Genomic DNA, 24,163 nt, shown 5'->3' with positions numbered 1-24,163 from the left:
CGTCAGCCGGCGAGGCTCCACGAGACGGTGCCGTTGCTCGTCACGAGGACGGCGAGGACGACCAGGTCGGCGACGCCGAGGCCCAGTCCGAGCAGCGCCCGGCCGCGGCGGGCGGTGGACCGGGCGAGAGCGATGAGCGCCATCACGATGGCGGCCGGGCCCAGCAGGATGTTCATCACCAGGAGGCCGAGCAGCCCGAGCACGAACGAGGCGACGGCGAGCCCGTCGGCCTCCCTCGTGGCCCGGCGGGCGCTCTCCGGAAGGCCGCGCCCGTCGGGACCGGCGAGGTCCCGGGCCCCGGCATCCCGGCTTTCGGCGTCCCGCGCTCCGGCTCCTCGGGCGTCGCGCCGAGCGAGGCGTGCGGTGGTGAGCGTCATGGTGCGGCTCCTTCCTCAGCGGGTGCGGCGGGCGAGGCGTTCACGGACGCCGAAGACCGCCAGCCAGAGACCGATGACGGCCGCGGCGGCCAGGGTCACGGGCAGCGGCAGGTGCGCGACCGCTCCGAGAGCGACCCCCAGCAGAAGCAGGGCGGCGACGAGGACGACCATGTCGGGCCTTTCCGCGAGCTATTGAGAGTACGACTGTTCACTGACCCACGAGTCTAAACCCTCTCCCCCTTCCAGGACTCGGAGAACAGTTGTTTACTGAATGGCATGAGTCACACCACCGGCGTCCGGCAGGCCCAGAAGCTGAAGACACGTCAGGCCCTGCTCGACGCGGCCCTGGAGCTGCTGGAGCACCAGAGCCTGAGCAGCCTGGGCCTGCGCGAGGTGACGCGGGCCGTGGGGATGACCCCGACGGCCTTCTACCGCCACTTCGACGGCACGGCGGACCTGGGCGTCGCCCTCGTCGAGGAGACCCTCGGGAGCCTGCACGGCATGATCGGCACGATCCTCGCCGACACCGGGGACAGCGAGGAGCGGCTCGACCGCAGCGTGGGACTGATAGCCCGTCATGTGACGGCTCAGCCTGCCCACTTCCGCTTCATCTCCCGCGAACAGCACGGCGGTGTGCGCCCGGTCCGTGAGGCCATCGCCGCCCAGCTGCGCGGCTTCGCCGAGGAGGTCGCCCATGTCCTCGGCGCCGAACCCGGGTCGGCGGGCTGGGAGCGGGACGACCTCCTGATGCTGGGCGGCCTGTACGTCGACCACATGGTGCTCACCGCGTCGGCGCTGCTGGACGCGGGCCCGGAGGGCGAACAGGAGGCCGTCCGGGTGGCCCGGCGCCGGCTGCGCCTGGTCACACTGGGCCGCTCCCACTGGCTGGAGGGCCCGTAAGGTCGGGGCCATGAGCGACTGGACACTCGACCGGACCTTCACCGGCTCCTCGGGCGAGGTGCGCTGGACCGTGCTGGGCCCCGAACAGGCCCCGCCCGTCGTCCTGGTGCACGGCACGCCCTTCTCCTCGTACGTCTGGCGGGGCATCGCCCGGGCCCTGGCCCAGGACCACCGTGTGTACGCGTGGGACCTGCCGGGCTACGGCGCCTCCGCGCAGTACGCCGGCCAGGACGTGTCCCTGCGCGCCCAGGCCCGGGTGCTCACCGAGCTGCTCGACCACTGGGAGCTCGCCGAACCCGCCGTGGTCGCACATGACTTCGGAGGCTGTGTGACCCTGCGCGCCCACCTCCTGCACGGCGCGCGCTACCGGCGCCTGGCGCTCGTCGACCCGGTGGCACTGGCACCCTGGGGCTCGCCCGCCTACCGGCTGCTCGGCGGAGCGGCCGAGACCTTCGGCGCGCTGCCCCCGGACCTGCACCGCGCGCTGGTGACCGAGTACGTGAGCTCCGCGAGCCGTCAGGGGCTGCGCCCGGAGGTGCTGGACAGGCTCGTCGCCCCCTGGTGCACCGAGGCCGGGCGGCCGGCGTTCTACCGGCAGATCACCCAGAACGACCAGCGGTTCACCGACGAGATCCAGCACCGCTACGGGGAACTGGAGCTGCCCGTGCTGATCTGCTGGGGCACCGACGACACCTGGATCCCGGTCGCCCGCGGCCATGAGCTGGCCGGCCTGGTGCCGGGCGCCGAGCTGCGGCTGATCGACGGGGCCGGGCACCTCGTCCAGGAGGACGCGCCCGCCGAACTCACCGCGGCGCTCACCCGTTTCCTGCGTACAGCTCCGTGACCGCGGCCGCCGCCTCGGCGAGCACGCGGCGCGCCCCGGGGGGCGAGAGCACTTCGAGGTTCGGGCCGAAGGCGAGCAGGGAGCGCGCCCAGGCGAGCTCGGGCACGGCGAGCTCGGCCAGCAGCCACTCCCCCGCCGACTCCCGTTCGGGCTCCGGCGGACCGGCCAGCACCGCCGTGTGGAGACGTACGAAGAGGTCCAGGCGGGACCGGTGCACGCGCACCCGCAGCCGTACGCTCCCGGGCCGCTCCTCGACCTGCCGGCGCAGTTCCTCCCAGACGTCGACGGGCTCCACACCGGCCCTGCGCACCACGGGTTCCGCGGTGAGGACCGCCTTCTCGACCCGGTCCGCGCGGAACAGCCGGGGCGCCCCGTCCAGGTCCGCGGTCAGGTACCAGACGCCCGCCTTCACCACGAGGCCGTACGGGTCGACGGTGTAGAGGCGCGGGGTGTCCGTGCCGCTGTGCCGGTAGTGGAGCAGCAGTCTGCGGTCGGCGAAGACCGCGTCGTGCAGGTCGCCCACGTCGACGGCGGCCGGCGGACCGCTCATCCAGCGGACCGGGTCCACCAGGATGCGGCGGCTGGTCCGCTCGGCGGCGGGCCGGTGCGGCGCCGGGAGCGCGGCCATCACCTTGCGCAGGGCGGAGCCGAGCGCGGCGTCCAGCCCGAGCGCGGCGTGGGCCCCCTGTGCGGCGAGGACGAACAGGGCGCGGGCCTCGTCGGCGGTGAGCCCGGTGACATCGGTGCGGAAGCCCGGCAGCAGGGCGATCCCGCCGTTGCGCCCCCGCTCCGCGTACACCGGCACGCCGGAGGCGGAGAGCGCCTCGACGTCCCGGTAGATGGTGCGCACGGAGACCTCCAGCCGCTCGGCCAGCTCGGGAGCGGGGACCGTGCCCCGGGTCTGGAGCAGCAGGAGGACGGAGAGCAGCCGGTCGGACTTCACCGCACCATCATGGCGGGATTCAGCCGCGCGGCGCGCGGGCCAGCTGACGGGACTGGGCGACGAGGCGGCCGGCGCTGTCCCAGACGTCCGCGTCCTCCTCCAGGAAGCCGCCCGCGAGGTTGCGGGTGGTGATGGAGACGCGCAGCGGACCGGGGGCCGGGCGGCAGCGGATGTGGGTGGTCAGCTCGATGGTGGGCGTCCAGCCCTTCAGCCCCAGCTCGAAGGAGGTCGGGGGCAGGGCGTCCACGGTGAGGAGCAGCGAGAGCGGATCCGCGTCACGGCCGTCCGCCAGCCCGAACCAGCCGCGCATCTCGCCCCTGCCCGACGGCGCGCCGACGGCCCAGCCGACCGTGGCGGGGTCGAGCCTGATGTCCAGGCGTTCGGTGATGGCGGAACTGCCGGGGATCGGCGCCGTCCCGTCGCCCGTCCCGAAGCACTGGTCCAGGGGTGCGATGGCCGGGGGCTCGGCCGACGTGCGGACCTCGTCGGTCAGGCCGTCCAGGTCGCCGTAGGTGGCCAGTACGCGGATGCGTTCGACCTCCGTGCCGTCCTCCGCGAACTGGAAGAGCGAGGCCTCGCCGGTGGACAGCGTGCGGCCGGTCCGGACGACCTGGGTGCGGATCACGGCCGGCCCGGGGACGGAGGCCGTGAGGTAGTGCGCGGAGACCGAGAAGGGATCGGAGTGCGGGAGCGCCTCGCCGAGCGCGCGGCCGAGCATCGCCAGCAGATAGCCGCCGTTGACCGCGTGGATGATCGTCCAGCCCGCGGAGAGCTCCGCGTCGTAGACGCCCTCCTCCCGGAGCGTGACCGCGGTGTCACGGTCGAACTCGCTGTCACCGATGGTCGCCTGTGCTGTGCGCGACGCCTGCGCTGCTGCCTGTGCCATGGCACGCACGGTACACCGATCGTATTACTGAGCGGTAGCTTTGTGTTGCGGTCAGATGACGGCCGCGTTCTCCTCGGCCCTGGACGAACGCCGGTTGTAGGCGCGCGGGGCCCTCCAGTGGAAGCGCATGGCCAGCAGCCGCAGGACGAACGCGGTGATCGCGGCGCCACCGCTCGTGTAGGCGTCGAGCGCGTCGAACCGGATGCAGAGCACCACCATGACGGCTCCGACGATCGCGGGCACGGCGTACAGGTCGCGGTCCCAGCGCAGCAGCGAGGGCACCTCGTTGGCCAGGACGTCGCGCAGCACACCGCCGCCGACGGCGGTGGCCAGCCCGAGGGCGGCCGACGAGGTGAGGCCGAGGCCGTACTCGTACGCCTTGATCGTGCCGGATACGCAGAAGAGTCCCAGCCCCGCGGCGTCGAACACGTTGACGCCGACCTGGATGCGCTCCACGTGCGGATGGAGGAAGAACACCAGGCCGGCGGCGATCAGCGGGGTCAGGAAGTATCCGAGATCCGTGAAGGCGGCCGGAGGGATGGCGCCGATCATCACGTCACGGAAGATCCCTCCGCCCAGCGCTGTCACCTCGGCGAGGACCGCGATGCCGAAGACATCGAAGTTCTTGCGTACGGCGAGCAGGGCGCCCGAGATCGCGAAGACGAAGATCCCGACGAGGTCGAGCGCATGCTGGACGGAGGGGGTGAAGAGTTCGTAGAGCACCGGGCAATTGTGCCGGTCCTACTCCTTCGGCTTGTCCTCCGCGTCGGTGGCCGGTGCGGCGGCGGCCCTGCCCTCGGGGGCGGGGGCCTCCGCCGGCTCGTCCGGAGCGGCGGACCCGTCCGACGCGGCGGGCTCCTCGGAAGCGGCAGGTCCGGCCGCCTCGGTCCCGTCCGGAGCGGCCGTCGCCGTCCCCTCCGGAGCCGGAGCCCCGTCCGGGGCGGTGGTCTCCTCCGGAGCGGTGCTCTTCTCCGGGGCGGTGGTCTCCTCCGAAGCGGCGGTCTCCTCCGAAGCGGCGGTCTCCTCTGAAGCGGTGCTCTTCTCCGGAGCGGCGGGCTCTTCCGAAGCGGCGGTCTCCTCCGAAGCGGTGCTCTTCTCCGGAGCGGCGGGCTCTTCCGAAGCGGCGGTCTCCTCCGAAGCGGTGCTCTTCTCCGGAGCGGCGGGCTCTTCCGGAGCGGCGGGCTCGGCGCCCTCCGCCCCGGCTTCACCGGCGTCCGGCTCCGCCGCGGCCTTCGGTGCCACCGTGATGACGTCCGCGACGAGCGGCGCGTCACCCGGAGCCTGGTCCTCGCCGTTCTCCGGGTGATGGCAGGCCACCTGGTGCCCGGTCTTCAGCTGGAGCAGCGGCGGCTCGGTCGTCCCGCAGATCCGCGTGGCCTTCCAGCACCGGGTGTGGAAGCGGCAGCCCGACGGCGGGGAGATCGGAGACGGCACGTCGCCCTTGAGCAGGATGCGGTCGCTCCTGGCACCGCGCCTGCGCGGGTCCGGCACCGGCACGGCGGACATGAGCGCCTTGGTGTACGGGTGCATGGGCGCCTCGTACAGCGACGTACGGTCCGCGAGCTCGACGATCTTGCCGAGGTACATGACCGCGATCCGGTCCGAGACGTGGCGGATGACCGACAGGTCGTGCGCGATGATCATGTACGTGAGCCCGAGCTCGTCCTGGAGGTCGTCCAGCAGGTTCACCACCTGCGCCTGGATCGACACGTCCAGCGCCGAGACCGGCTCGTCGGCGACGACCAGCTTCGGCTTCAGCGCGAGGGCCCGCGCGATGCCGATGCGCTGGCGCTGGCCGCCGGAGAACTCGTGCGGATAGCGGTTGTAGTGCTCGGGGTTGAGCCCCACCAGCTCCAGGAGGCGCTGGACCTCGGCCTTCACGCCGCCCTCGGGCTTGACGCCCTGGAGCCGGAAGGGGGTTCCGACGATCCCGCCGACCGTGTGGCGCGGGTTCAGCGAGCCGTAGGGGTCCTGGAAGATCATCTGGATGTCACGGCGCATCGGCCGCAGCCGCCCCGCCGACATGTGGGTGATGTCGCGGCCCTGGAACTCGACCTTGCCGCCCGTCGGTTCCAGGAGGCGGGTCACCAGCCGGCCCATGGTCGACTTGCCGCAGCCGGACTCACCGACGACGCCGAGGGTCTCCCCCGGGCGCACGTCGAAGGTGAGGCCGTCCACGGCCTGGACCGCGCCGACCTTGCGCTTCAGCACGCCCTTGGTGATCGGGAAGTGCTTGACCAGGCCCTCGACCTTGAGGAGCGGCTCGGACCCGGACCCGTCCGACCCGGCCGCGGCGGACGCGGGAGTCTTCTCGTTCAGATCAGTCACAGCTTCGGCGCAATCTCTTCGGTCCAGATCCGGTCGCGCTGCTCACGCGACATGTGGCACGCGGAGTAGTGCCCGTCGCTGACCTGTTGCAGCTCGGGACGCTCGGTGCGGGTGATGTTGTCCGGCGGGACGTCCGCGTACGGGCAGCGCGGGTGGAAGGCGCATCCCGACGGGACGTTGATGAGGCTGGGCGGCGAGCCCTTGACCGGGATGAGCCGGTCGGTCTGCTCCCGGTCGATGCGCGGCATCGAGCCGAGCAGGCCCCAGGTGTAGGGGTGCTGGGGCTCGTAGAACACCTTCTCCGAGGCCCCGCGCTCGATGCAGCGTCCCGCGTACATCACGAGCAGGTTGTCCGCGATCTCGGCGACGACGCCCAGGTCGTGGGTGATCATGACGACCGCGGAGCCGAACTCCTTCTGCAGGTCGCGGATGAGGTCGAGGATCTGCGCCTGGACGGTGACGTCGAGGGCGGTCGTCGGCTCGTCGGCGATGAGCAGCTGCGGGTTGTTGACCAGGGCCATGGCGATCATCGCGCGCTGGCGCATGCCGCCGGAGAACTGGTGCGGGTAGTCCTCGTAGCGGCGGTGCGGCTCGGGGATCCCCACCCGGTCGAGCATCTCGATCGCGCGCTTCTTCGCGGTCTTCTTGTCGACCTTGTTGTGGACCCGGTGGGCCTCCACGATCTGCGCGCCGATGCTGTAGTACGGGTGCAGGGCGGACAGCGGGTCCTGGAAGATCATGGCCATCTTCTGGCCGCGCAGCCGGCGCACGCGCTCGGGGCCCGCGCCGATGAGCTCCTCGCCGTCGAGCCAGATCTCACCGGAGATCCGGGCCCGCTCCGAGGTGTGGAGGCCCATGATGCCCAGCGAGGTCACGGACTTGCCGGAGCCCGACTCGCCCACGATGCCGAGGGTCTGGCCGGCCTTCAGGTCGAAGCTGACGCCGTCGACGGACTTGACCAGACCGTCGTCGGTGTCGAAGTGCACGCTGAGGTCGCGTACGGAGAGGAAGTCCTTGCCGTCACCGGACCGAGGGGCCGGGACGGTGTCCGCCGCCGGGGAGTCCTTCTTGATTGCGTCGCTCATGAGAGCCTCACCCGGGGGTCGATCGCGGCGTACACGAGGTCCACCAGCAGGTTGCAGATGACGATGAAGAAGGCGGCCACCAGGGTCACGCCCATCACCTTGGGCAGGTCGGCGGTGGTGACGCCCTGGATGGCGAAGGCACCCAGCCCCTGGAAGGAGAAGACGCGCTCGGTGATGACCGCGCCGCCGAGCAGCAGGGCGAAGTCCATGCCGAAGATGGTGACGAGCGGGGTGAGCGCGGAGCGCAGCCCGTGCTTGACGACCACCTTGCGTTCCTCCAGGCCCTTGGCCCGGGCGGTTCTGATGTAGTCCTCGCCCATCGTCTCCAGCATCCCGGCCCGGGTGAGCCGGGCGTAGAGCGCGGAGTACAGCAGGGCGAGTGTGCACCAGGGCAGGACCAGGCTGCCCGCCCACTGGACGGGGTTCTCCGCGAACGGGACGTACTCCCCGTTGCCGAACAGGGCCAGGACGACGAGGCCGGTGAAGAACATCGGCAGCGAGACGCCGGCGAGGGCGACGCCCATGGAGAGGCGGTCGAAGACCGAGCCCCGCTTCAGTGCGGAGAGGACACCGATCGCGACACCGGAGACGACCCACAGGACCGCGGCACCGACGGCCAGCGACAGCGTGACCGGGACGCGGTCGACGAGCTGGGGCCAGATCTCGGTGTGGGTCTTGAAGGAGTAGCCGAAGCACGGGGCGTTGCAGGTGACCGGGTCGGGGCCGAACTGGTAGTCGGCGCCTACGACGATGCCCTTGACGAAGTTCCAGTACTGGAGGTACAGGGGCTGGTCGAGCCCCAGGTTCTTCTTGACCGCGGCGATGACGTCGGGGTCGGGGCTCTTCCCGACGTACTGGGCGGCCATCGAGTCGAGGGTCTGCCCGCCGAGGCGGGGCACCAGGAAGAAGATCGCGAACGTGACTGCGCTGACCACCAGCAGCAGCAACACCGCGGCGAATACGCGTCGGATGATGTACGCAGCCACAGCCGTGCGGCGCCGGGCGGGCGGACGGGGTACGCCCGCCGGCCCGGCGCCTTCACCTGCCTTTCAAGGGATGCTGTCGATGAACAGGTGTTACTTGGCGGACGTCATCAGCACGTAGTCGTACATGCCGAGGTACGCGTCCGTGACCGTGACGTTCGCCGCGGAGTCCGGGCGGTAGAGCAGGTTCTTGCGGTAGAAGAGCGGAACGACCGAGGCGTTCTCCATGACCTTCTGGTCGACCTCGCCCCACGTCGCGTTGCGCGCCGTGGTGTCGACGGTGCCGATGCCCTTGACCAGGAGTTCGTTGATGGCCTTGTCGTTGAGCTCCATCAGGTTCGTGCCGCCGGAGGGCTTGATGGCCGATCCGTTCACGATCTGGTCGAGGAAGCCGAAGCCGGTCGGCCAGTCGGCGCCCCAGGCCATCATCATCATGCCCGCGTTGTTCTTGTGGACCCAGTCCGGGACACCGGCGAAGTCCGTGAAGTACTTGTCCGCGGGGAACTGCTTGATCTCGGCGGTGATGCCGATCGCCTTCAGGCTGCCCTGGAGCTGCGTGGCGGCGGTGATCTCGTCAGGACGGTCCGAGCGGGCCGTCAGCGTGGTCTTGAAGCCGTTGGGCTGACCGCACTTGGTCAGGTGCTCCTTCGCCTTGGCGACGTCACCCTTGTTGCCCTCGGACGGGTACAGGTCGAACTTCTTGTACCCGGCGACGGTCGGGGGGATGACCGTGGTGGCCGGGTCGCCCTTGACCGAACCGCCGATGGAGTCGACCATGCTCTGCTTGTCCACGGCGTACTGGACGGCCTTGCGGCACTCGGCGTTGTCGAACGGCTTCACGTTGACGTTCAGCGCCAGGTACTGGAGGGCGCCGGCGTACGGGTTGTCCGTCTTGGCCTTCTCCGAGGCCTTGACCAGGACCTTGGGCTGGGTCTTGGACTGCAGACCCGTGCCCTCGGCACCCACCGTGATCGCGTCACTGAGCAGGTGGTCGTCGATCGTGGTGGCGTTGACGTTGAACTTGAGCTCGACCTTGTCGGCCAGCGCCTTGCGGATCGGGTCCGTCTTCGGGTCCCACTCCGGGTTGCGGACCAGCGTCGCGCCCTTGCTCTCGTCGTACGCCGAGAACTTGTACGGACCCGAGGAGACCATCTTCTGGACGTAGCTGGCGCCCGTGTCGGCCTTCTGCTGGACCGGCGCGGTCTGCGAGAAGGCGGCGAGGTAGTCCATGTCCGCGAACGGCTTGTTGAGCTTGAAGACGATCGTGTAGTCGTCCGGCGTCTCGATGGACTTGAGGCCCTCGGGCGACTTGTCCTTGTACGGGCCCTTGTAGGTGTCGCCGCCCTCGAGGTACGCCTTGAAGTACGTCGGGCCGTTGGACAGGGCCTCCGGCGCGAAGTTGGAGCGCTCGACGGCGTACTTGACGTCCTTCGAGGTGACCTCGGTGCCGTCCTCGTACTTCACGCCCTTGCGGAGCGTGTACGTCCAGGTCTTGGCGTCCGCGCTGGCCTTGCCGAGGCCCGTGGCGAGGTCGGGGACGACCTCCAGGCTCTCCTTGCCGGCGGCCGGCTTGAAGGTCACCAGCGAACGGCCGTACAGGCGGGAGAAGTTCTGCACCCAGCCGTAGTACGTGTTACCGGGGTCCAGGGAGTCGGGACCGCTCGCGTGCTCCAGCGTGACCGTCCCCCCCTTCTTGTCGGTCTGGTTGACGATGCTGGTCAGACCGGCGTCAGCCTTGACGTTGCCCCCGCCGCCGTTGCTGTCACCGCCCGAGTCACTGCTGCTGCACGCCGATGCGCCGAGCGACACCGCCACGGCCACGGCTATGGCCGCTGCTGTCTTTCTGTTCTGCATGCTGAGGAAAGCCCCCTCGCTAGTCCGGTGCGGCACTGCCGCGATTACTTGCCACGAGGGTCGAGTGCGTCACGCAGCCCGTCCCCCAGCAGATTGAAGGCCAGCACGGTGATGAAGATCGCCATACCGGGGATGACCATGAACATCGGGTCCACCTCGTAGAGGTCGACCGCCTGCGTGAGCATGCCGCCCCAGGACGCCTGCGGCGGTGCGATGCCGACGCCGAGGAACGACAGGGAGGCCTCGAAGAGGATGTTCGTGGGGATCAGCAGCGTCGCGTACACGAGGATCGGCGCGATCAGGTTCGGCAGCAGCTCGCGGAAGAGGATGAACGGGCCGCGGGCGCCCAGCGACCTGGCGGCCTCGACGAACTCGCGCTCGCGCAGCGACAGGGTCTGCGCACGGACGATGCGGCCGATGTAGGGCCAGCTGAAGAAGCCGATCACGAAGATCAGGACCGCGATCCGCAGCGTGAGCCCTTCCATCCCGAAGGCGTTGCCCTGCAGGGAGGCGGAGATGGAGATCGCGAAGAGGAGCAGCGGGAAGGCGAGGAAGGTGTCCATCAGGCGGCTGATGAAGCTGTCGACCCAGCCGCCGTAGAACCCGGCCACGACGCCCATCACGACGCCGATGACCACGGAGAGCAGCGTGGAGCCGACGGCGACCACGAGCGAGACCCAGGATCCTTCGAGGATGCGGGCCAGGATGTCGCGTCCGGTCTGCGGTTCCACCCCCAGGGGGTGGTCCCAGCTGATGCCGCCGAGGGCGCCCTTGGGCGCCAGCATGACGGGATCGACCAGGCTCTGGTTGAACGCGTTCGGGTCGAGCCCGAGGAGTGACTGGAGCGGCTTGGACAGCACCGCGGTGAGGATCAGCAGCACGACAACGATGCCACCGGCCATCGCGGCCTTGTCCCGCTTGAAGCGCGTCCAGGCGATGCGGCCGAGCGAACGGCCCTCGATCTCCTTGCGCCCGGCGCCTTCCAGCACCGTTTCGGGCCGCGCGTCCGCCCCGGTGGTCTCGATCGGTGCCGTCATTGCGCTGGAGACCCCTCTCGGCCGACGGTGGCCGGCCTGTGACCGCCGCTGTAGCGGCTCTTACGAAACGTGACACAAGTGGTGATGTGCGGCCGAACGGCCCCTGTTTGAAAGAGGGGTGCGCCGGGCATGGACCACCTGCTGGTGTGGAGTCTTCAGTCACTTCGCGATCACCCGCCAGACCTGACGGGGAATGTTTGCTCAAATGTGATGCTGTCACGGGGCTTCCGTTATGCGGACAGCCGTGCATCCTGAGCGGACCTCTCGGTCACTCATCCGTTATTACGGACATGACACCCAACAGCGCTGAAATGCCTACTGATTGCACCTCGGCGGGCCGGGCCCGCAGGCCTACTCAGTAGGCGTGCGGCGCCGGGCCGGCGGCCGGCGGGTAGCCGTAGGCAGGTGCGGCGGGGGGCGCGGCGTGCGCCTCGCGGTCGTAGAAGGGACGCGAGTTGGCCTTCAGCCACATCGCGACCGGGTCGTACTCGTCGGAGAGCGAGACCGTGGAGACGGGCAGCCCGTCGGGTACGGCACCGATCGACTGCCGCATCATCGCGCGCACCGCGTCGACGGACGGCCGCCCGGTGTCGTAGAGGTCGAGCCCGATCGCGAGGTACGGAACGCCGAGCGCGGGCTGCACCCAGGCGCGGCGGAGCGCGCGCACGGCGGGGGTGCGGTGGGCGTTCTGCGACAGCAGGGCGTAGAACTGCGGGATCTCGACGGCGGGTTCGGTGAGCCGCAGCGGCCCGGCGGGCATCCGGTCCAGGCCCGTGGCGATGCGGCGCAGGTCCAGCCACGGGATGCCGACACCGCCGCCGGGGGCATGCGGGTTGAGCCAGATGCCCCAGCGGTCGGGGAAGAGGGCGCGGGCGATGTCGCGGCCGGTGGTGACCTCGTGGGCCCTGGTCCAGCCGCTGGCCGCGAGCTCCTGGGCGGAGGTCACGCACGGGGCGTAACCCAGGCCGTCGACCTCCATGTTGCCGTACTGGGCGTCGGGGGAGCCCGCCGTGCCGTGCCAGAGCAGCATCCAGACCTGGCCGTCCGCCAGGGACCGCAGCAGCGACTCGTACGCGTCGAGCCGCCCGGGGGTCACTTGGCGAAGCATGTGCTCGACCTGCCCGGCCGCCGCGGTGCCTGACGCACTCACTCTGGGTCCCGCCCCTCTTCGTTCCGCTGTCCCGCAGGCTTCACGGTGCTGTGGTGCCGCTCCCGGGCACACGGGGCGGTCTCGTCATCCAACCAGCTTATGCGCCGCTCCTGACACCGGCTTGACGCCGCGTGGCGTGAGGAGTTCCCGCCGTCAGTGCCCGTCGCGCCGGTAGAACGGGCGCACCTTCTCCAGCATCCAGTCGCCCACCGGGTCCTGTGCCACGTCGAGCAGGACGACGTTCACCGGCCACGGCACCTGGACCCGGCCGAGCGCGCGGCCCAGGGCGTCGAGCGGGGCGCTCTGCTCGGCGGCCTCCCGGACGGTGAACTCGACGCCGACGAAGAGCGCGGGACTGTCCCCCTCGACGCTGGCCAGCGCCCGGCGCGCGGTGCTCACCACTCCGGTCGCCTGGAACTCGGCGGACACGGCGGCGAGGAAGTCGACGGGGTCCTCCTTCCAGTCCGGTTCGTACAGCCGCACCCGGCCGCCGGTGGCGGGACCGTCCAGCGGGGTGCGGCCGGCCCGGCAGAGATCGGCGACGGCGGGGGGCGGCAGGGGAACTCCCACCGCGCCGCCCGGGTTGACGGCTATCCCCACCTGCGGGGGCAGTCCGCGGGCGAACTCGCGTGCGGGCGCCACCGTGAAGGAGAGGTGGGAGCCGACGCACTGGAGGAACTGCGCCTCGGAGCTGAACACGGGGACGTACGCGCCGCCCTCGATGTCGAGCGTCGGCAGGTCGAGGTCGGAGCTGCCGGGTCCGCCGCCGTTCGGCAGGGGGACCCAGACCTGGCTGCGGCCGAGCACCTCGACCAGCCGCCCGCCCGCCCCGGGCACCCCGAGCGACGCGCTGAGCACTTCTTCGAGCTCGTTGGCCGGCCATCCCTGCGACGGGTAGGACGGAGCCTGGGCCTGAGCCGGAATGTCCACGGTGTCTGTGTCCCTTTCTCGCCATGCTGTGCGGCAGAAACCTTAGACCGGCGCACGGCCCGAGGGCAGTGCCGCAGGCGGGGGACCCTCCTGGGACCACCGCACCGTCCAGATTCCGGACAGCCGGCCGGAGGGGCGCGAACTGTGCGTATGCGAACGGTGACACGCCTCCGTGCAGTCGTTGTCCGTGGCCGGACGGCCTCGTGCGCTCGGGGAGGGCCGGGCGGGCACCGGCCGCCGGGCGCGTGCTGACGGCCGGGCTCGTGCTGACGGCCGGGCGCGTGCTGACGGCCGGGACCCGCCGCCGGGCGGCCGGTGACGCCCGGGGGGCACCCGGGCGGCCGCCCGCCCGTTCCGGGCTACCCCTGCGGGGGCCGTGCGTCCCGGAAGGTGATCCGGCCGATCGCCGCCGCCGCCTCCCGGTCGAGCAGTACCGCCGAGGCGCACCCCGGCGGCAGCAGCCCGCTCTCCGTGTCGCGCAGCAGCCTGGCGACCGCGCGGCGGTGCCGGGCGAAGGCGTAGCCGGACACGCCCCGCCCCCGCTCCCGCTGCCCCTGCCTGGCCACCCCGGGGGTGACGTCGAGCAGGAGGAGGTGGAGGGTGCCGCCCCGGCGCGCGGCCTCGCGTCCCAGCCACCGCCGCACCCAGGCCTGGGTGCCGCAGTCGTGCACGACGACCGGCCTGCCCGCCCGCAGCGCCCGCCGCAGCCCGGCGTAGTGCGCGGCGCGCACCAGCGGGCGGTAGAGGCCGTACGGGAATAACCCGGGCAGGACGGCCGCCCAGCGCTCCCGGGCATCCTGGGAGTCGATGGCGTGTTCCCGTGCGGTGCGCCGGATCAGGGTCGACTTCCCGCTGCCGGGCAGCCCCGAGACCACGACCACGTCCCCCGCCCCGAAGTCCAGGCCGCGCGGCGCCGGGCCGCCCCCGGCCCGCAGATCACGCACCACCTGTGCGGGGGGCCCGTCGGTCAGCTCCCGGGCGGGCGCGCCGGGCTGCTGGGGCATCGCGCCGGGCACCGCCCCCGCGGTGGCCGCATAGCGCTGCAACGTCATCGCATTCCCCCTGCCGAGTCACTCACGGACCTGCCCAAGAAGTGTAAAGAAAAGGTAATGCGGCACACCAGCTTCCGGCCTCGTGTGCCGGGACCGGTACCCGTCGGGACCGGACGCCCCACTCGTGCCCGATGCGTGCGATGATGACCCCGCCAACTGCATACCGGCCGTTTGAATCCGCGCGGGAGAGTCCCGGTCACCGTGTGCCGGGCGCCGAAGGAGCAAGTTCCTCCCTTGAATCTCTCAGGCCCCGTACCGCGTGGATGAGGCAGATCTGAAAAGCGGGCCGCTGCGCGGTCCCACCCAAGGTGCAAGCCGACCCTGACGGGGCCGACCCGTCAGGACCCTTTCAGGGGCTCTCGGCGAACCTCTCAGGTTCCGATGACAGATGGGGAGGGAACCACCCCCTGTCGTCATGCCCTGGAGCCATGTCCATGAGCACTGCCCCCCGTCTCACCGCCCTCGATGCCCTGCATCGCTCCCTGGGCGCGACCATGACCGACTTCGCCGGCTGGGACATGCCGCTGCGCTACGCCAGCGAGCGCGACGAGCACAACGCCGTACGCACCCGGGCCGGGCTCTTCGACCTGTCGCACATGGGCGAGATCACCGTCACCGGACCGCAGGCAGCGGCGTTCCTGAGCTACGCGCTGGTCGGCAACATCGCCACCGTCGGCGTGGGCCGGGCCCGCTACACGATGATCGTCGCGGAGGACGGCGGGATCCTGGACGACCTGATCGTCTACCGCCTGGACGGCACCGAGTACATGGTCGTCGCCAACGCCGGCAACGCCCAGCTCGTCCTGGACACCCTCACCGCGCGGGCCGGCGGCTTCGACGCCGAGGTCCGGGACGACCGGGACGCGTACGCGCTGCTCGCCGTACAGGGGCCGGACTCCCCCGCCGTACTGAAGTCGGTCACGGACGCCGACCTGGACGGACTGAAGTACTACGCGGGACTCCCCGGAACGGTCGCCGGTGTCCCCGCGCTCATCGCCCGTACGGGTTACACCGGCGAGGACGGTTTCGAGCTCTTCGTGGCCCCCGGCGACGCCGAGCGGCTGTGGACGGCGCTGACGGAGGCGGGCGCGCCCTACGGCCTGATCCCCTGCGGGCTCTCCTGCCGCGACACGCTCCGCCTGGAGGCGGGCATGCCGCTGTACGGCCACGAGCTGACCACGGCGCTGACGCCCTTCGACGCGGGCCTCGGCCGGGTCGTGAAGTTCGAGAAGGAGGGCGACTTCGTCGGCCGCGAGGCGCTCAGCGCAGCGGCCACCCGCGCGGAGACCGCCCCGCCCCGCAAGCTCGTCGGCCTGGTCGCCGAGGGCCGCCGGGTGCCGCGCGCCGGCTATCCCGTGGTGGCCGGCGGGAAGGTCGTCGGCGAGGTCACCTCCGGAGCCCCGTCGCCCACCCTGGGCAAGCCGATCGCCATGGCCTACGTGGACGCGGCGCACGCCGCGCCGGGCACGGAGGGTGTCGGGGTCGACATCCGGGGCACGCACGAGCCGTACGAGGTCGTGGCGCTGCCCTTCTACAAGCGCCGCGCCTGACACGGAGCGCCACGCACGTGACGCAGTCGTGTCTCACACCGTAAGACCACCGTTCATCAGCACTCCCCCGCGTACAGGAGAATTCAGGTCATGAGCAACCCCCAGCAGCTGCGGTACAGCAAGGAGCACGAGTGGCTGTCGGCCCTCGAGGACGGCGTGGCCACGGTCGGCATCACCGAGTTCGCGGCCAACGCGCTCGGTGACGTCGTCTACGCCCAGCTCCCGGAGGTCGGTGACACGGTGACCGCGGGCGAGACCTGCGGTGAGCTGGAGTCGACCAAGTCGGTCAGCGACCTGTACTCGCCGGTGACCGGCGAGGTGACCGCGGCCAACCAGGACGTCGTGGACGACCCGTCGCTGGTGAACTCCGCTCCCTTCGAGGGCGGCTGGCTGTTCAAGGTGCGCGTCGCGGAGGAGCCGAACGACCTTCTCTCCGCCGACGAGTACACCGCGTTCTCCGGCAACTGAGACCCTAGGGACCCACTGATGTCGCTTCTCAACTCCTCCCTCCACGAGCTGGACCCGGACGTCGCCGCCGCCGTCGACGCCGAGCTCCACCGTCAGCAGTCCACCCTCGAGATGATCGCGTCGGAGAACTTCGCTCCGGTCGCCGTCATGGAGGCGCAGGGCTCCGTCCTCACCAACAAGTACGCCGAGGGCTACCCCGGCCGCCGCTACTACGGCGGCTGCGAGCACGTCGACGTGGTCGAGCAGATCGCGATCGACCGCATCAAGGCGCTCTTCGGCGCCGAGGCCGCGAACGTCCAGCCGCACTCGGGTGCGCAGGCCAACGCCGCCGCGATGTTCGCGCTGCTGAAGCCGGGCGACACGATCATGGGTCTCAACCTGGCCCACGGCGGTCACCTGACCCACGGCATGAAGATCAACTTCTCCGGCAAGCTCTACAACGTGGTCCCGTACCACGTCGACGACACCGGCGTCGTGGACATGGCCGAGGTCGAGCGCCTCGCCAAGGAGTCGAAGCCGAAGCTCATCGTGGCCGGCTGGTCCGCCTACCCCCGCCAGCTCGACTTCGCCGCCTTCCGCCGGGTCGCGGACGAGGTCGGCGCGTACCTGATGGTCGACATGGCGCACTTCGCGGGCCTGGTCGCCGCCGGTCTGCACCCCAACCCGGTGCCGCACGCCCACGTCGTCACGACCACCACGCACAAGACCCTCGGCGGTCCGCGCGGTGGCGTGATCCTGTCGACGCAGGAGCTGGCCAAGAAGATCAACTCGGCGGTCTTCCCCGGTCAGCAGGGCGGTCCGCTGGAGCACGTGATCGCGGCCAAGGCGGTCTCCTTCAAGGTCGCGGCGGGCGAGGAGTTCAAGGAGCGCCAGCAGCGCACCCTGGACGGCGCCCGCATCCTGGCCGAGCGCCTGGTGCAGCCGGACGTCACCGAGGTGGGCGTGTCCGTCCTCTCCGGCGGCACGGACGTCCACCTGGTCCTGGTCGACCTGCGTAACTCCGAGCTGGACGGGCAGCAGGCCGAGGACCGGCTCCACGAGCTGGGCATCACGGTCAACCGGAACGCCGTCCCGAACGACCCCCGGCCCCCGATGGTCACCTCGGGCCTGCGCATCGGTACGCCGGCGCTCGCCACCCGCGGTTTCCAGGCCGAGGACTTCACCGAGGTCGCCGAGATCATCGCGGCCGCGCTGAAGCCGGCGTACGACGCCGACGCCCTCAAGGCCCGCGTGACCGCGCTCGCCGCGAAGTTCCCGCTGTACCCCGGTCTCGGCCAGAACGTGTCCTGAACCTAGCGCCGTCCGCCCGGAGGGCGGGCCCGGCGTCGTCCGGCCATGTGCGCGCTGGGCGCGGAGACGGTCTCGTGGCTGAGCCACCGGGGCGTCCCCGCGCACGGCGAGCGTGCCGGGCTTCACCGGGCAGGCGGGACGTCCAGGACACGCCCTGGTCACGTCACCGGCAGTTTGCACACAGGGTGGGGGCACCGCGCACACTGAACGGAGTGTGCGCGGTGCCCCCACCCCTTTGCCCCGCGTTCCCGGGCCCACCGGCCCGTCCCCGCACCACCCGGGCCGACACCGTCGTCGGCCCACGTCCTAGGAGTACCCCCGTGGCCCTCTCGGTCTTCGACCTCTTCTCGGTCGGCATCGGCCCGTCCAGCTCCCACACGGTCGGCCCGATGCGCGCGGCCCGCATGTTCGCCCGCCGCCTCAAGAACGAGGGTCTGCTGGTCCACACGGCGTCCGTCCGGGCCGAGCTGTACGGCTCGCTCGGCGCGACCGGCCACGGACACGGCACGCCCAAGGCCGTCCTGCTCGGCCTGGAGGGCGAGTCGCCCCGCACGGTCGACGTCGAGGGCGCGGACGCCCGCGTCGAGGAGATCCGCTCCTCGGGCCGGATCAGCCTCCTGGGCGTGCACGACATACCGTTCGACGCCGACGAGCAGCTGGTGCTGCACCGGCGCAAGGCACTGCCCTACCACGCCAACGGGATGACGGTCCTCGCCTACGACAGCGAGGGCGCCCCGCTCCTGGAGAAGACGTACTACTCGGTGGGCGGCGGCTTCGTCGTCGACGAGGACGCGGTGGCCGGCGAGAACCCGATCATCCCGGACGACACCGTCCTGAAGCACCCCTTCCGCACCGGCGACGAGCTGCTGAGGCTCGCCCGGGAGACCGGCCTGTCCATCTCCTCCCTCATGCTGGAGAACGAGAAGGCCTGGCGCACCGAGGACGAGATCCGGGCCGGCCTGCTGGAGATCTGGCGCGTGATGCAGGCCTGCATCACGCGGGGCATGACCCGCGAGGGCATCCTGCCCGGGGGGCTGAAGGTCCGCCGCCGCGCCGCGAACTCCGCCCGGCAGCTGCGCGCCGAGGGCGACCCCCAGACGCACGCGATGGAGTGGATCACCCTCTACGCGATGGCCGTCAACGAGGAGAACGCCGCCGGGGGCCGGGTCGTCACCGCCCCGACCAACGGCGCGGCGGGCATCATCCCCGCCGTCCTGCACTACTGGATGAACTTCGCCGCGCACGGCTGCACCGCGGCGGAGAAGGAGGACGGCGTCGTCCGCTTCCTGCTGGCCGCCGGAGCCATCGGCATGCTGTTCAAGGAGAACGCCTCCATCTCGGGCGCCGAGGTCGGCTGCCAGGGCGAGGTCGGCTCGGCCTGCTCCATGGCCGCGGGCGCCCTCGCCGAGGTCCTGGGCGGCTCCCCCGAGCAGGTAGAGAACGCCGCCGAGATCGGCATGGAGCACAACCTGGGCCTCACCTGCGACCCGGTCGGCGGCCTGGTCCAGATCCCCTGCATCGAGCGGAACGGGATGGCGGCGGTCAAGGCGGTCACGGCCGCCAAGATGGCGCTGCGCGGCGACGGCAGCCACAAGGTCTCCCTGGACAAGGTCATCAAGACCATGAAGGAGACGGGCGCGGACATGTCCGTGAAGTACAAGGAGACCGCCCGGGGCGGGCTCGCGGTGAACATCATCGAGTGCTGACGCCTCCGGTGCGCGTCGTCGAGCACCGAGCTCGTGGGTGAACATCGCCGGGTACTGACCCCCTGGGCCCTGAACAGCGCGTACCTGCCGGTCCGCGTCGGTCAGGGCCTTCGCCTTCCCCGCCCACCCGGCGACTCCGTGGGGGCGCGGAGGTGCCCGGGGAGCCCCGGTCGGCGGGCCGGCGTGTCCGCGGGGGCCCTGCCCGCCGCCGGAGCGAAGTCACCCGGGCGGGACCGGCGGCCGTCCGCCGCCCGCGAAACCGTTCCGCGCCGAGGGCCGGAAATCCGGGCGGGCGGGCCGCCGTGATGTCCCCGTGCCGCCTGCCGGAGGACGTCCGGTTGCCGGGGCCGTCACATCCGCACCGGTTCCGCACGATTTCATCACGACCGTGCCTCTGGCACGTGCCCCCGGGTCCGGCCGAGGGGATGATTCGCCCGAAAAACAGGCAACGCCCCGGACCGGCCCGGTATCCGAGCGGCCCTCAATACTCACCAAAACCCTCAAATCGGCAGCATCTCTAAATAGCCGTCAGGCATCCAAAAAGGAACAGATCGACCCATGGCCCGATCAACCCGTGGTGATACGATCACCAAGCTTGCCAAGCGGCACCAAACCCGCTATGGCATTACAGGAAAGTCAGCGCATCGGCCCAGAAATCCGCCACCCCCCGGGGGAGACCTATGCCATCAGCCAAGCCTTTCGAGGCTGTCTGGCCGGGCGAGCATGCGCGACCGATCCCACACATCTGTGGCCGTAAGACACCTGTTTCCGGGGACGTACTCGACAACACCCGCCAGACACTCCGTATCCGGTGGCCCAGTCGCCCGAAGAGAGCCTTATGACGCAATATCTCCAGGATCCAGCGCTCTGGGTTCTGATCGCCGGCATTCCTGTCGCAGCGACTGCGACGATTCGCGGCAGGAAGAAAATAGCCGCGCTACGCAGAGAGAAAGAGGAGCTGAAGACTCACTACGCGAACCTCGAAAATCATTACGCCGAGTCCGTCGAAGAGGCGAAGGACCGGGCCGAGGAAGCAACGAAGACCGCTCTGAAGTCCGCCATGCGCACGCTTCAGGGTCTCGCCGGTGAGCAGCAGTTGGCGATCACGAAGTTGCAGGAGAAATACGGAGAACTCCAGATTCTCCAAGACCTCCTCGACATCGACCACATGAACTCGCAGTTCGCCCGTCGTGCGCAGTCCATCGCCGTGCTCTGCGACGGATGGCTCGGCAGGCAGCGCGCCGCCGCGTCGCTCTACGACGTGGTCAGGAGTGCGAAGGGCCGTATTCGCTACTTCACGCGGGTGGAGATCCGGGCCCAGACGAACTTCGCGATCGCGAGCCGCGCCGTCGAACCGGTCGCGCTGACCCTGGCCGAGCTGCTGGACAACGCGACCAGTTACTCCGCGCCGGAGACGGTCATCGAGATCAACATCCGGCCGGTCCCCAAGGGCGTCTGCATCATCGTCGACGACGCCGGCGTCGGGATGAACGAGGAGGAGAAGGAGCGGGCCGCGAAGCTCCTTTCGAGCGAGCGCTCCCCCGGCGTCTCGGGGCTGGGGAACCCGCCGCAGTTCGGGTTCACCGTGATCGGCGTCCTCGCCGCCCGGTACGGCTTCACGGTCTCCGTGGACTCGACCTCCCCCTACGGCGGGGTGCGAGCGGTCGTGCTGCTCCCGGAGGAACTCCTGACGACCATGCAGGCGCCGGAGCCCGAGCCCGTGCCCGCGCCCATGCCCGCGCCGGTTCCCGTGCCCGCGCCCATGCCCGAGCCCAAGGAGTTCCCCGCGGTGGCCGTACCCCCCTCGTTGCCGCCCGAGGAGAGCCCGGTGCCCCCCTCGACCACCCTCGGAGGTCTGCCCAAACGCCGGCGCAGAGGCGCGATATCCATCGTCCCCGCCGTCGACTCACCGGACGAGCCGGTTCGTTCCAGCGAACGGGCCGCTTCCGTCATGGGCGCGTTCCAGCGCGGAACACAGTCCGGCCGCCGTTCCACCAACGCAAGCAGCGAAGGGCCTGAGACTCAGTGAATTACGACCTGTCATGGATGCTTGACAGTGCCCTGGAAGTGCCCGAGGCGCAGCACGCCCTTCTCGTGTCCGCCGACGGTCTCCTCATGGCGCGCTCGAAGGACGTCGGGAAGGACCAGGCCGACACCGTCGCCGCCGCCATGAGCGGAATCCAGTCGCTGAGCCGGACGGTGGTCGACTTCTGCGGTGTGCCGGGGAACCAGCACCGGACGTGGCGCCAGACCCTGGTGGAGTTCGACCACGGCTGGGTCTTCCTCATCTCCGCCGGCGAAGGCGCCTATCTCGCGGTCTCCGCGACGCCCGACGTCGACATGGCCGAGATCACCTTCCGCATGCAGCAGCTCGTCGGCCAGCTCGGCAAGGCACTGACCGTTCCGCCGCGCGAGATTGCCGACACGAAGGCATGACGGCGCCGGACGGATCGAACCAGGAACAGGCCGCCACCCCCTTAGTCCCGGCGTACGTCATCACCAATGGCCGCAGCCTGCTGGACAACGACGCGTTCTCACTGATCACCCTGGTGACGACCGCTCAGGACTCGCCGCCCGTGCAGCATCTGGACCCGGAGAAACGGCGCCTTCTGGAGCTGTGCTCCGGAGGGCATCTCTCGGTCGCCGAGATCGCCGGGCACACCCAGTTCCCGGTGGGCGTCGTCAAGATCCTGCTGTCCGACCTCACCCAGGGCGGGTACCTCGTCACGCGGGCCCCGATCCCTGCCGCGAAACTCGTCGACCGGAACATATTGGAGCAGGTGCTGCATGGCCTTCAAGCCCGATTTGGATGACGGTGTCTATCTCCGGGAATCGGTGCAGACCGCAGCCAAGATCCTGGTGGTCGGTCATTTCGCCGTGGGGAAGACCACCTTCATCGGAACGATGTCCGAGATCCCGCCGCTGCGCACCGAAGAGGTCATGACGCGGGCGGGCGAGGGGATCGACGACCTCAAGGGCACGACCGGCAAGACCACGACCACGGTCGCGATGGACTTCGGCCGTCTCACGCTCAGCGAGGAACTGGTCCTCTACCTCTTCGGAACACCGGGTCAGCAGCGCTTCGTGCAGGTCTGGGAGGACATGTCACGCGGCGCGCTCGGGGCGCTGGTGCTGGTGGATCCGGAACGCCTCGACGAGTCCTTCCCCGTGATGGACCTGGTCGAGCACTACGGGATCCCGTACGCCATCGCCGTGAACCGGTTCGGCGACGGCCCCGATCACGCCGACGAGGAGATCCGGGAGGCACTCGACCTGCTGCCCGAGACGCCTCTCGTCGGCTGCGACGCACGCGACCAGCGTTCCTCGGCGAACGCGCTGATCACGCTCGTCCGCTACCTCCAGTCACGCCTCACCTAGGAGCTCGGCCCCATGCAATCCCCCTCGGACTTCCCCGCCCCGCCGCCGGGCTGCCCCGCACACCGGAGCGGGAACGGAAGCGGAAGCGTTCCTCTGTACGGTCCCGAGTTCGCCGCTGATCCGAACGGCTTCTACGAGTACCTGCGGACGTTCGGCCCCGCCGCGCCCGTCGAGCTGTCGCCCGGCGTCCACGCCTCCCTCGTCACGGACTACGCGGCGGCGCTGCACGTGCTGCAGAATCCGGAGACCTTCGTCCGTGACGCGCGGCGCTGGCGCGCGCTCAACGCGGGCGAGGTCCCGCTGGACAGCGCGATCGTCCCCATGATGCTCTACCGGCCGAACTCGCTCTACTCCGACGGCGCGGCGCACATGAGGCACCGTCAGGTCGTGACCGAGACGTTCGCCAGGATCGACACGCACCGGCTGAGCCGGCACGTCGACCGGGTCGCGGACTACCTCATCAGCCAGTTCAACGGCCGGGGGCGGGTGGACCTGGTCGCCGACTACGCCCAGCTGGTCCCCCTGCTGGTCTTCAACGAGCTCTTCGGCTGCCCGGCGGAGCTGGGCGACCAGCTGGTCTTCAGCATCTCCTGCCTCATGGACGGCGTCGAGGCGGACAAGGCCATCGCGCTGCTGACCGAGACGCTGATGGAGCTGGTCGCCCTCAAGCGCGCCCAGCCCGGTGACGACGTCACCTCCTGGCTGATGCAGCACCCGGGCCGGCTGACGGACGAGGAGCTGATCTCCGAGATCATGACGCTGATCGGGGGCGGCGCCGAACCCACCCAGAACCTCATCGGCAACGCGCTGCGACTCCTGCTGTCCGACGAGAAGTACGCGGGGGGCCAGTACGGCGCGAGCCTGCTGGTGGAGGACGCCATCAACGACGTGCTCTGGAACAACCCGCCCATAGCCAACTGGGCCGGCCACTACCCGGTGCACGACGTGGACCTCTCGGGGTCCAGGCTGAACGCCGGGGACCCCGTGCTCATCAGCTTCGCGGCCGCCAACAGCGACCCGAGCCTCTCCACGAGCCGTCAGACGCTGAGCAAGCGGGCCCACCTGGCCTGGGGCGCGGGCCCGCACGCGTGCCCCGCCAAGGACCCGGCGCTGCTGATCTCGATCCTGACGATCGAGAAACTCCTCAACAGGCTGCCGGACATCGAGCTGAGCGTTCCGGTCACCTCGCTGACCTGGCGGCCGGGTCCGCTGCACCGCGCGCTGACCGCGCTCCCCGCCCGGTTCACCCCGGTACGCAGGGAAAGTTCGGCCACCGCACGTTTCCCGGCCGATACCCGTTCCGCACCGGTAAATCCGGCGGGCGAACAACAGCAACACCCCCGAAAGGGGACTTTCTGGAGCGGCTTTCTCTCCTGGTGGAAGGGGTGAGATCCACCACACC

The 24,163-nt window shown here is 70.4% G+C and carries 24 protein-coding genes and 1 riboswitch; of the genes, 11 read left to right on the top strand and 13 right to left on the bottom strand.

Features of this window, described 5'->3' with window-relative positions:
* Window positions 1-2: 2 nt before the first annotated feature.
* Both ACFVS9_RS04275 and ACFVS9_RS04270 read right to left on the bottom strand, forming a co-directional pair.
* Complete coding sequence (locus tag ACFVS9_RS04275; RefSeq protein ID WP_383117197.1) at window positions 3-377, bottom strand: DUF4190 domain-containing protein; 375 nt, start codon at window positions 375-377, stop codon at window positions 3-5.
* Window positions 378-392: 15 nt separating this feature from the next.
* Window positions 393-548, bottom strand: coding sequence for a hypothetical protein (locus tag ACFVS9_RS04270; RefSeq protein WP_383117196.1), 156 nt, complete (start codon window positions 546-548; stop codon window positions 393-395).
* 105 nt (window positions 549-653) lie between these two features.
* Here ACFVS9_RS04270 and ACFVS9_RS04265 point away from each other — a divergent pair, with 105 nt between their 5' ends.
* Window positions 654-1,277, top strand: coding sequence for a TetR family transcriptional regulator (locus ACFVS9_RS04265; protein ID WP_389929923.1), 624 nt, complete (start codon window positions 654-656; stop codon window positions 1,275-1,277).
* Window positions 1,278-1,287: 10 nt separating this feature from the next.
* Complete coding sequence (locus ACFVS9_RS04260) at window positions 1,288-2,121, top strand: alpha/beta fold hydrolase (protein WP_389929921.1); 834 nt, start codon at window positions 1,288-1,290, stop codon at window positions 2,119-2,121.
* Here ACFVS9_RS04260 and ACFVS9_RS04255 read toward each other — a convergent pair.
* From ACFVS9_RS04255 to ACFVS9_RS04205, 11 genes are all read right to left on the bottom strand, one after another.
* A complete protein-coding gene (locus tag ACFVS9_RS04255; protein ID WP_389929919.1) occupies window positions 2,093-3,064 on the bottom strand; it encodes a helix-turn-helix transcriptional regulator in 972 nt (323 codons plus the stop codon). The two genes, ACFVS9_RS04260 and ACFVS9_RS04255, sit on opposite strands and share 29 nt — an antisense overlap.
* 19 nt (window positions 3,065-3,083) lie before the next feature.
* Window positions 3,084-3,950 carry a thioesterase family protein gene (locus ACFVS9_RS04250; protein WP_383117192.1) on the bottom strand — a complete coding sequence of 289 codons (867 nt, stop codon included), beginning with the start codon at window positions 3,948-3,950 and terminating at the stop codon, window positions 3,084-3,086.
* Window positions 3,951-4,001: 51 nt separating this feature from the next.
* Window positions 4,002-4,673: a trimeric intracellular cation channel family protein gene (locus ACFVS9_RS04245; RefSeq protein ID WP_383117191.1), complete on the bottom strand. Its 672-nt coding sequence runs from the start codon at window positions 4,671-4,673 to the stop codon at window positions 4,002-4,004.
* 18 nt (window positions 4,674-4,691) lie between these two features.
* Window positions 4,692-6,278 (bottom strand): dipeptide ABC transporter ATP-binding protein, encoded by a 1,587-nt coding sequence (locus ACFVS9_RS04240; RefSeq protein WP_389929917.1) that lies wholly within the window; start codon window positions 6,276-6,278, stop codon window positions 4,692-4,694.
* Complete coding sequence (locus ACFVS9_RS04235) at window positions 6,275-7,363, bottom strand: ABC transporter ATP-binding protein (RefSeq protein WP_383117189.1); 1,089 nt, start codon at window positions 7,361-7,363, stop codon at window positions 6,275-6,277. Before ACFVS9_RS04235 ends, ACFVS9_RS04240 begins: the two co-directional genes overlap by 4 nt.
* Window positions 7,360-8,349 carry an ABC transporter permease gene (locus ACFVS9_RS04230; RefSeq protein WP_383117188.1) on the bottom strand — a complete coding sequence of 330 codons (990 nt, stop codon included), beginning with the start codon at window positions 8,347-8,349 and terminating at the stop codon, window positions 7,360-7,362. The genes ACFVS9_RS04235 and ACFVS9_RS04230 overlap by 4 nt, the downstream gene beginning before the upstream one ends.
* Window positions 8,350-8,439: 90 nt before the next feature.
* A complete protein-coding gene (locus tag ACFVS9_RS04225; RefSeq protein ID WP_383117187.1) occupies window positions 8,440-10,200 on the bottom strand; it encodes an ABC transporter substrate-binding protein in 1,761 nt (586 codons plus the stop codon).
* 44 nt (window positions 10,201-10,244) lie between these two features.
* Window positions 10,245-11,237 carry an ABC transporter permease gene (locus tag ACFVS9_RS04220; protein ID WP_356738517.1) on the bottom strand — a complete coding sequence of 331 codons (993 nt, stop codon included), beginning with the start codon at window positions 11,235-11,237 and terminating at the stop codon, window positions 10,245-10,247.
* A 355-nt stretch (window positions 11,238-11,592) separates the two neighbouring features.
* Complete coding sequence (locus ACFVS9_RS04215) at window positions 11,593-12,387, bottom strand: enhanced serine sensitivity protein SseB C-terminal domain-containing protein (protein ID WP_383117186.1); 795 nt, start codon at window positions 12,385-12,387, stop codon at window positions 11,593-11,595.
* A gap of 153 nt (window positions 12,388-12,540) precedes the next feature.
* The gene (locus ACFVS9_RS04210) at window positions 12,541-13,317 is read right to left on the bottom strand and encodes an enhanced serine sensitivity protein SseB (protein WP_389929913.1); all 777 of its coding nucleotides are present in this window, start codon (window positions 13,315-13,317) and stop codon (window positions 12,541-12,543) included.
* Window positions 13,318-13,676: 359 nt separating this feature from the next.
* Window positions 13,677-14,369 (bottom strand): AAA family ATPase, encoded by a 693-nt coding sequence (locus ACFVS9_RS04205; protein ID WP_389929911.1) that lies wholly within the window; start codon window positions 14,367-14,369, stop codon window positions 13,677-13,679.
* Window positions 14,370-14,541: 172 nt separating this feature from the next.
* A riboswitch (glycine riboswitch) is annotated at window positions 14,542-14,637 on the top strand.
* Window positions 14,638-14,803: 166 nt separating this feature from the next.
* Between ACFVS9_RS04205 and gcvT the strand changes: the two genes are divergently transcribed.
* From gcvT to ACFVS9_RS04160, 9 genes are all read left to right on the top strand, one after another.
* Complete coding sequence (gene gcvT / locus ACFVS9_RS04200; protein WP_383117183.1) at window positions 14,804-15,919, top strand: glycine cleavage system aminomethyltransferase GcvT; 1,116 nt, start codon at window positions 14,804-14,806, stop codon at window positions 15,917-15,919.
* Between the two features lie 90 nt (window positions 15,920-16,009).
* A complete protein-coding gene (gcvH, locus tag ACFVS9_RS04195) occupies window positions 16,010-16,387 on the top strand; it encodes a glycine cleavage system protein GcvH (protein WP_014153963.1) in 378 nt (125 codons plus the stop codon).
* An 18-nt stretch (window positions 16,388-16,405) separates the two neighbouring features.
* The gene (glyA, locus tag ACFVS9_RS04190) at window positions 16,406-17,677 is read left to right on the top strand and encodes a serine hydroxymethyltransferase (protein ID WP_383117182.1); all 1,272 of its coding nucleotides are present in this window, start codon (window positions 16,406-16,408) and stop codon (window positions 17,675-17,677) included.
* A gap of 320 nt (window positions 17,678-17,997) precedes the next feature.
* Window positions 17,998-19,383, top strand: coding sequence for an L-serine ammonia-lyase (locus ACFVS9_RS04185; protein WP_383117659.1), 1,386 nt, complete (start codon window positions 17,998-18,000; stop codon window positions 19,381-19,383).
* An 838-nt stretch (window positions 19,384-20,221) separates the two neighbouring features.
* Window positions 20,222-21,412, top strand: coding sequence for an ATP-binding protein (locus tag ACFVS9_RS04180; protein WP_389929908.1), 1,191 nt, complete (start codon window positions 20,222-20,224; stop codon window positions 21,410-21,412).
* Window positions 21,409-21,819 (top strand): roadblock/LC7 domain-containing protein, encoded by a 411-nt coding sequence (locus ACFVS9_RS04175; protein WP_383117661.1) that lies wholly within the window; start codon window positions 21,409-21,411, stop codon window positions 21,817-21,819. Before ACFVS9_RS04180 ends, ACFVS9_RS04175 begins: the two co-directional genes overlap by 4 nt.
* Window positions 21,816-22,196 (top strand): DUF742 domain-containing protein, encoded by a 381-nt coding sequence (locus ACFVS9_RS04170; protein ID WP_383117662.1) that lies wholly within the window; start codon window positions 21,816-21,818, stop codon window positions 22,194-22,196. Before ACFVS9_RS04175 ends, ACFVS9_RS04170 begins: the two co-directional genes overlap by 4 nt.
* Window positions 22,171-22,761 carry an ATP/GTP-binding protein gene (locus ACFVS9_RS04165; protein ID WP_383117663.1) on the top strand — a complete coding sequence of 197 codons (591 nt, stop codon included), beginning with the start codon at window positions 22,171-22,173 and terminating at the stop codon, window positions 22,759-22,761. Before ACFVS9_RS04170 ends, ACFVS9_RS04165 begins: the two co-directional genes overlap by 26 nt.
* A 12-nt stretch (window positions 22,762-22,773) precedes the next feature.
* Entirely contained in the window at window positions 22,774-24,150 is a 1,377-nt protein-coding gene (locus ACFVS9_RS04160; RefSeq protein WP_383117664.1) for a cytochrome P450, read from the top strand.
* The last annotated feature ends 13 nt before the right edge of the window (window positions 24,151-24,163 follow it).

Source organism: Streptomyces sp. NPDC058008 (genome assembly GCF_042886395.1).
GTDB lineage: Bacteria > Actinomycetota > Actinomycetes > Streptomycetales > Streptomycetaceae > Streptomyces.
This window is presented reverse-complemented; position numbering and strand designations above follow the sequence as displayed.

Coding starts and splice junctions, on each gene's coding strand:
- ACFVS9_RS04275 (WP_383117197.1), bottom strand. CDS start 377: ATGACGCTCACCACCGCACGCCTCGCTCGGCGCGACGCCCGAGGAGCC.
- ACFVS9_RS04270 (WP_383117196.1), bottom strand. CDS start 548: ATGGTCGTCCTCGTCGCCGCCCTGCTTCTGCTGGGGGTCGCTCTCGGA.
- ACFVS9_RS04165 (WP_383117663.1), top strand. CDS start 22,171: ATGGCCTTCAAGCCCGATTTGGATGACGGTGTCTATCTCCGGGAATCG.
- ACFVS9_RS04170 (WP_383117662.1), top strand. CDS start 21,816: ATGACGGCGCCGGACGGATCGAACCAGGAACAGGCCGCCACCCCCTTA.
- gcvH (WP_014153963.1), top strand. CDS start 16,010: ATGAGCAACCCCCAGCAGCTGCGGTACAGCAAGGAGCACGAGTGGCTG.
- ACFVS9_RS04180 (WP_389929908.1), top strand. CDS start 20,222: ATGACGCAATATCTCCAGGATCCAGCGCTCTGGGTTCTGATCGCCGGC.
- gcvT (WP_383117183.1), top strand. CDS start 14,804: ATGAGCACTGCCCCCCGTCTCACCGCCCTCGATGCCCTGCATCGCTCC.
- ACFVS9_RS04225 (WP_383117187.1), bottom strand. CDS start 10,200: ATGCAGAACAGAAAGACAGCAGCGGCCATAGCCGTGGCCGTGGCGGTG.
- glyA (WP_383117182.1), top strand. CDS start 16,406: ATGTCGCTTCTCAACTCCTCCCTCCACGAGCTGGACCCGGACGTCGCC.
- ACFVS9_RS04265 (WP_389929923.1), top strand. CDS start 654: ATGAGTCACACCACCGGCGTCCGGCAGGCCCAGAAGCTGAAGACACGT.
- ACFVS9_RS04160 (WP_383117664.1), top strand. CDS start 22,774: ATGCAATCCCCCTCGGACTTCCCCGCCCCGCCGCCGGGCTGCCCCGCA.
- ACFVS9_RS04235 (WP_383117189.1), bottom strand. CDS start 7,363: ATGAGCGACGCAATCAAGAAGGACTCCCCGGCGGCGGACACCGTCCCG.
- ACFVS9_RS04205 (WP_389929911.1), bottom strand. CDS start 14,369: ATGACGTTGCAGCGCTATGCGGCCACCGCGGGGGCGGTGCCCGGCGCG.
- ACFVS9_RS04260 (WP_389929921.1), top strand. CDS start 1,288: ATGAGCGACTGGACACTCGACCGGACCTTCACCGGCTCCTCGGGCGAG.
- ACFVS9_RS04250 (WP_383117192.1), bottom strand. CDS start 3,950: ATGGCACAGGCAGCAGCGCAGGCGTCGCGCACAGCACAGGCGACCATC.
- ACFVS9_RS04220 (WP_356738517.1), bottom strand. CDS start 11,237: ATGACGGCACCGATCGAGACCACCGGGGCGGACGCGCGGCCCGAAACG.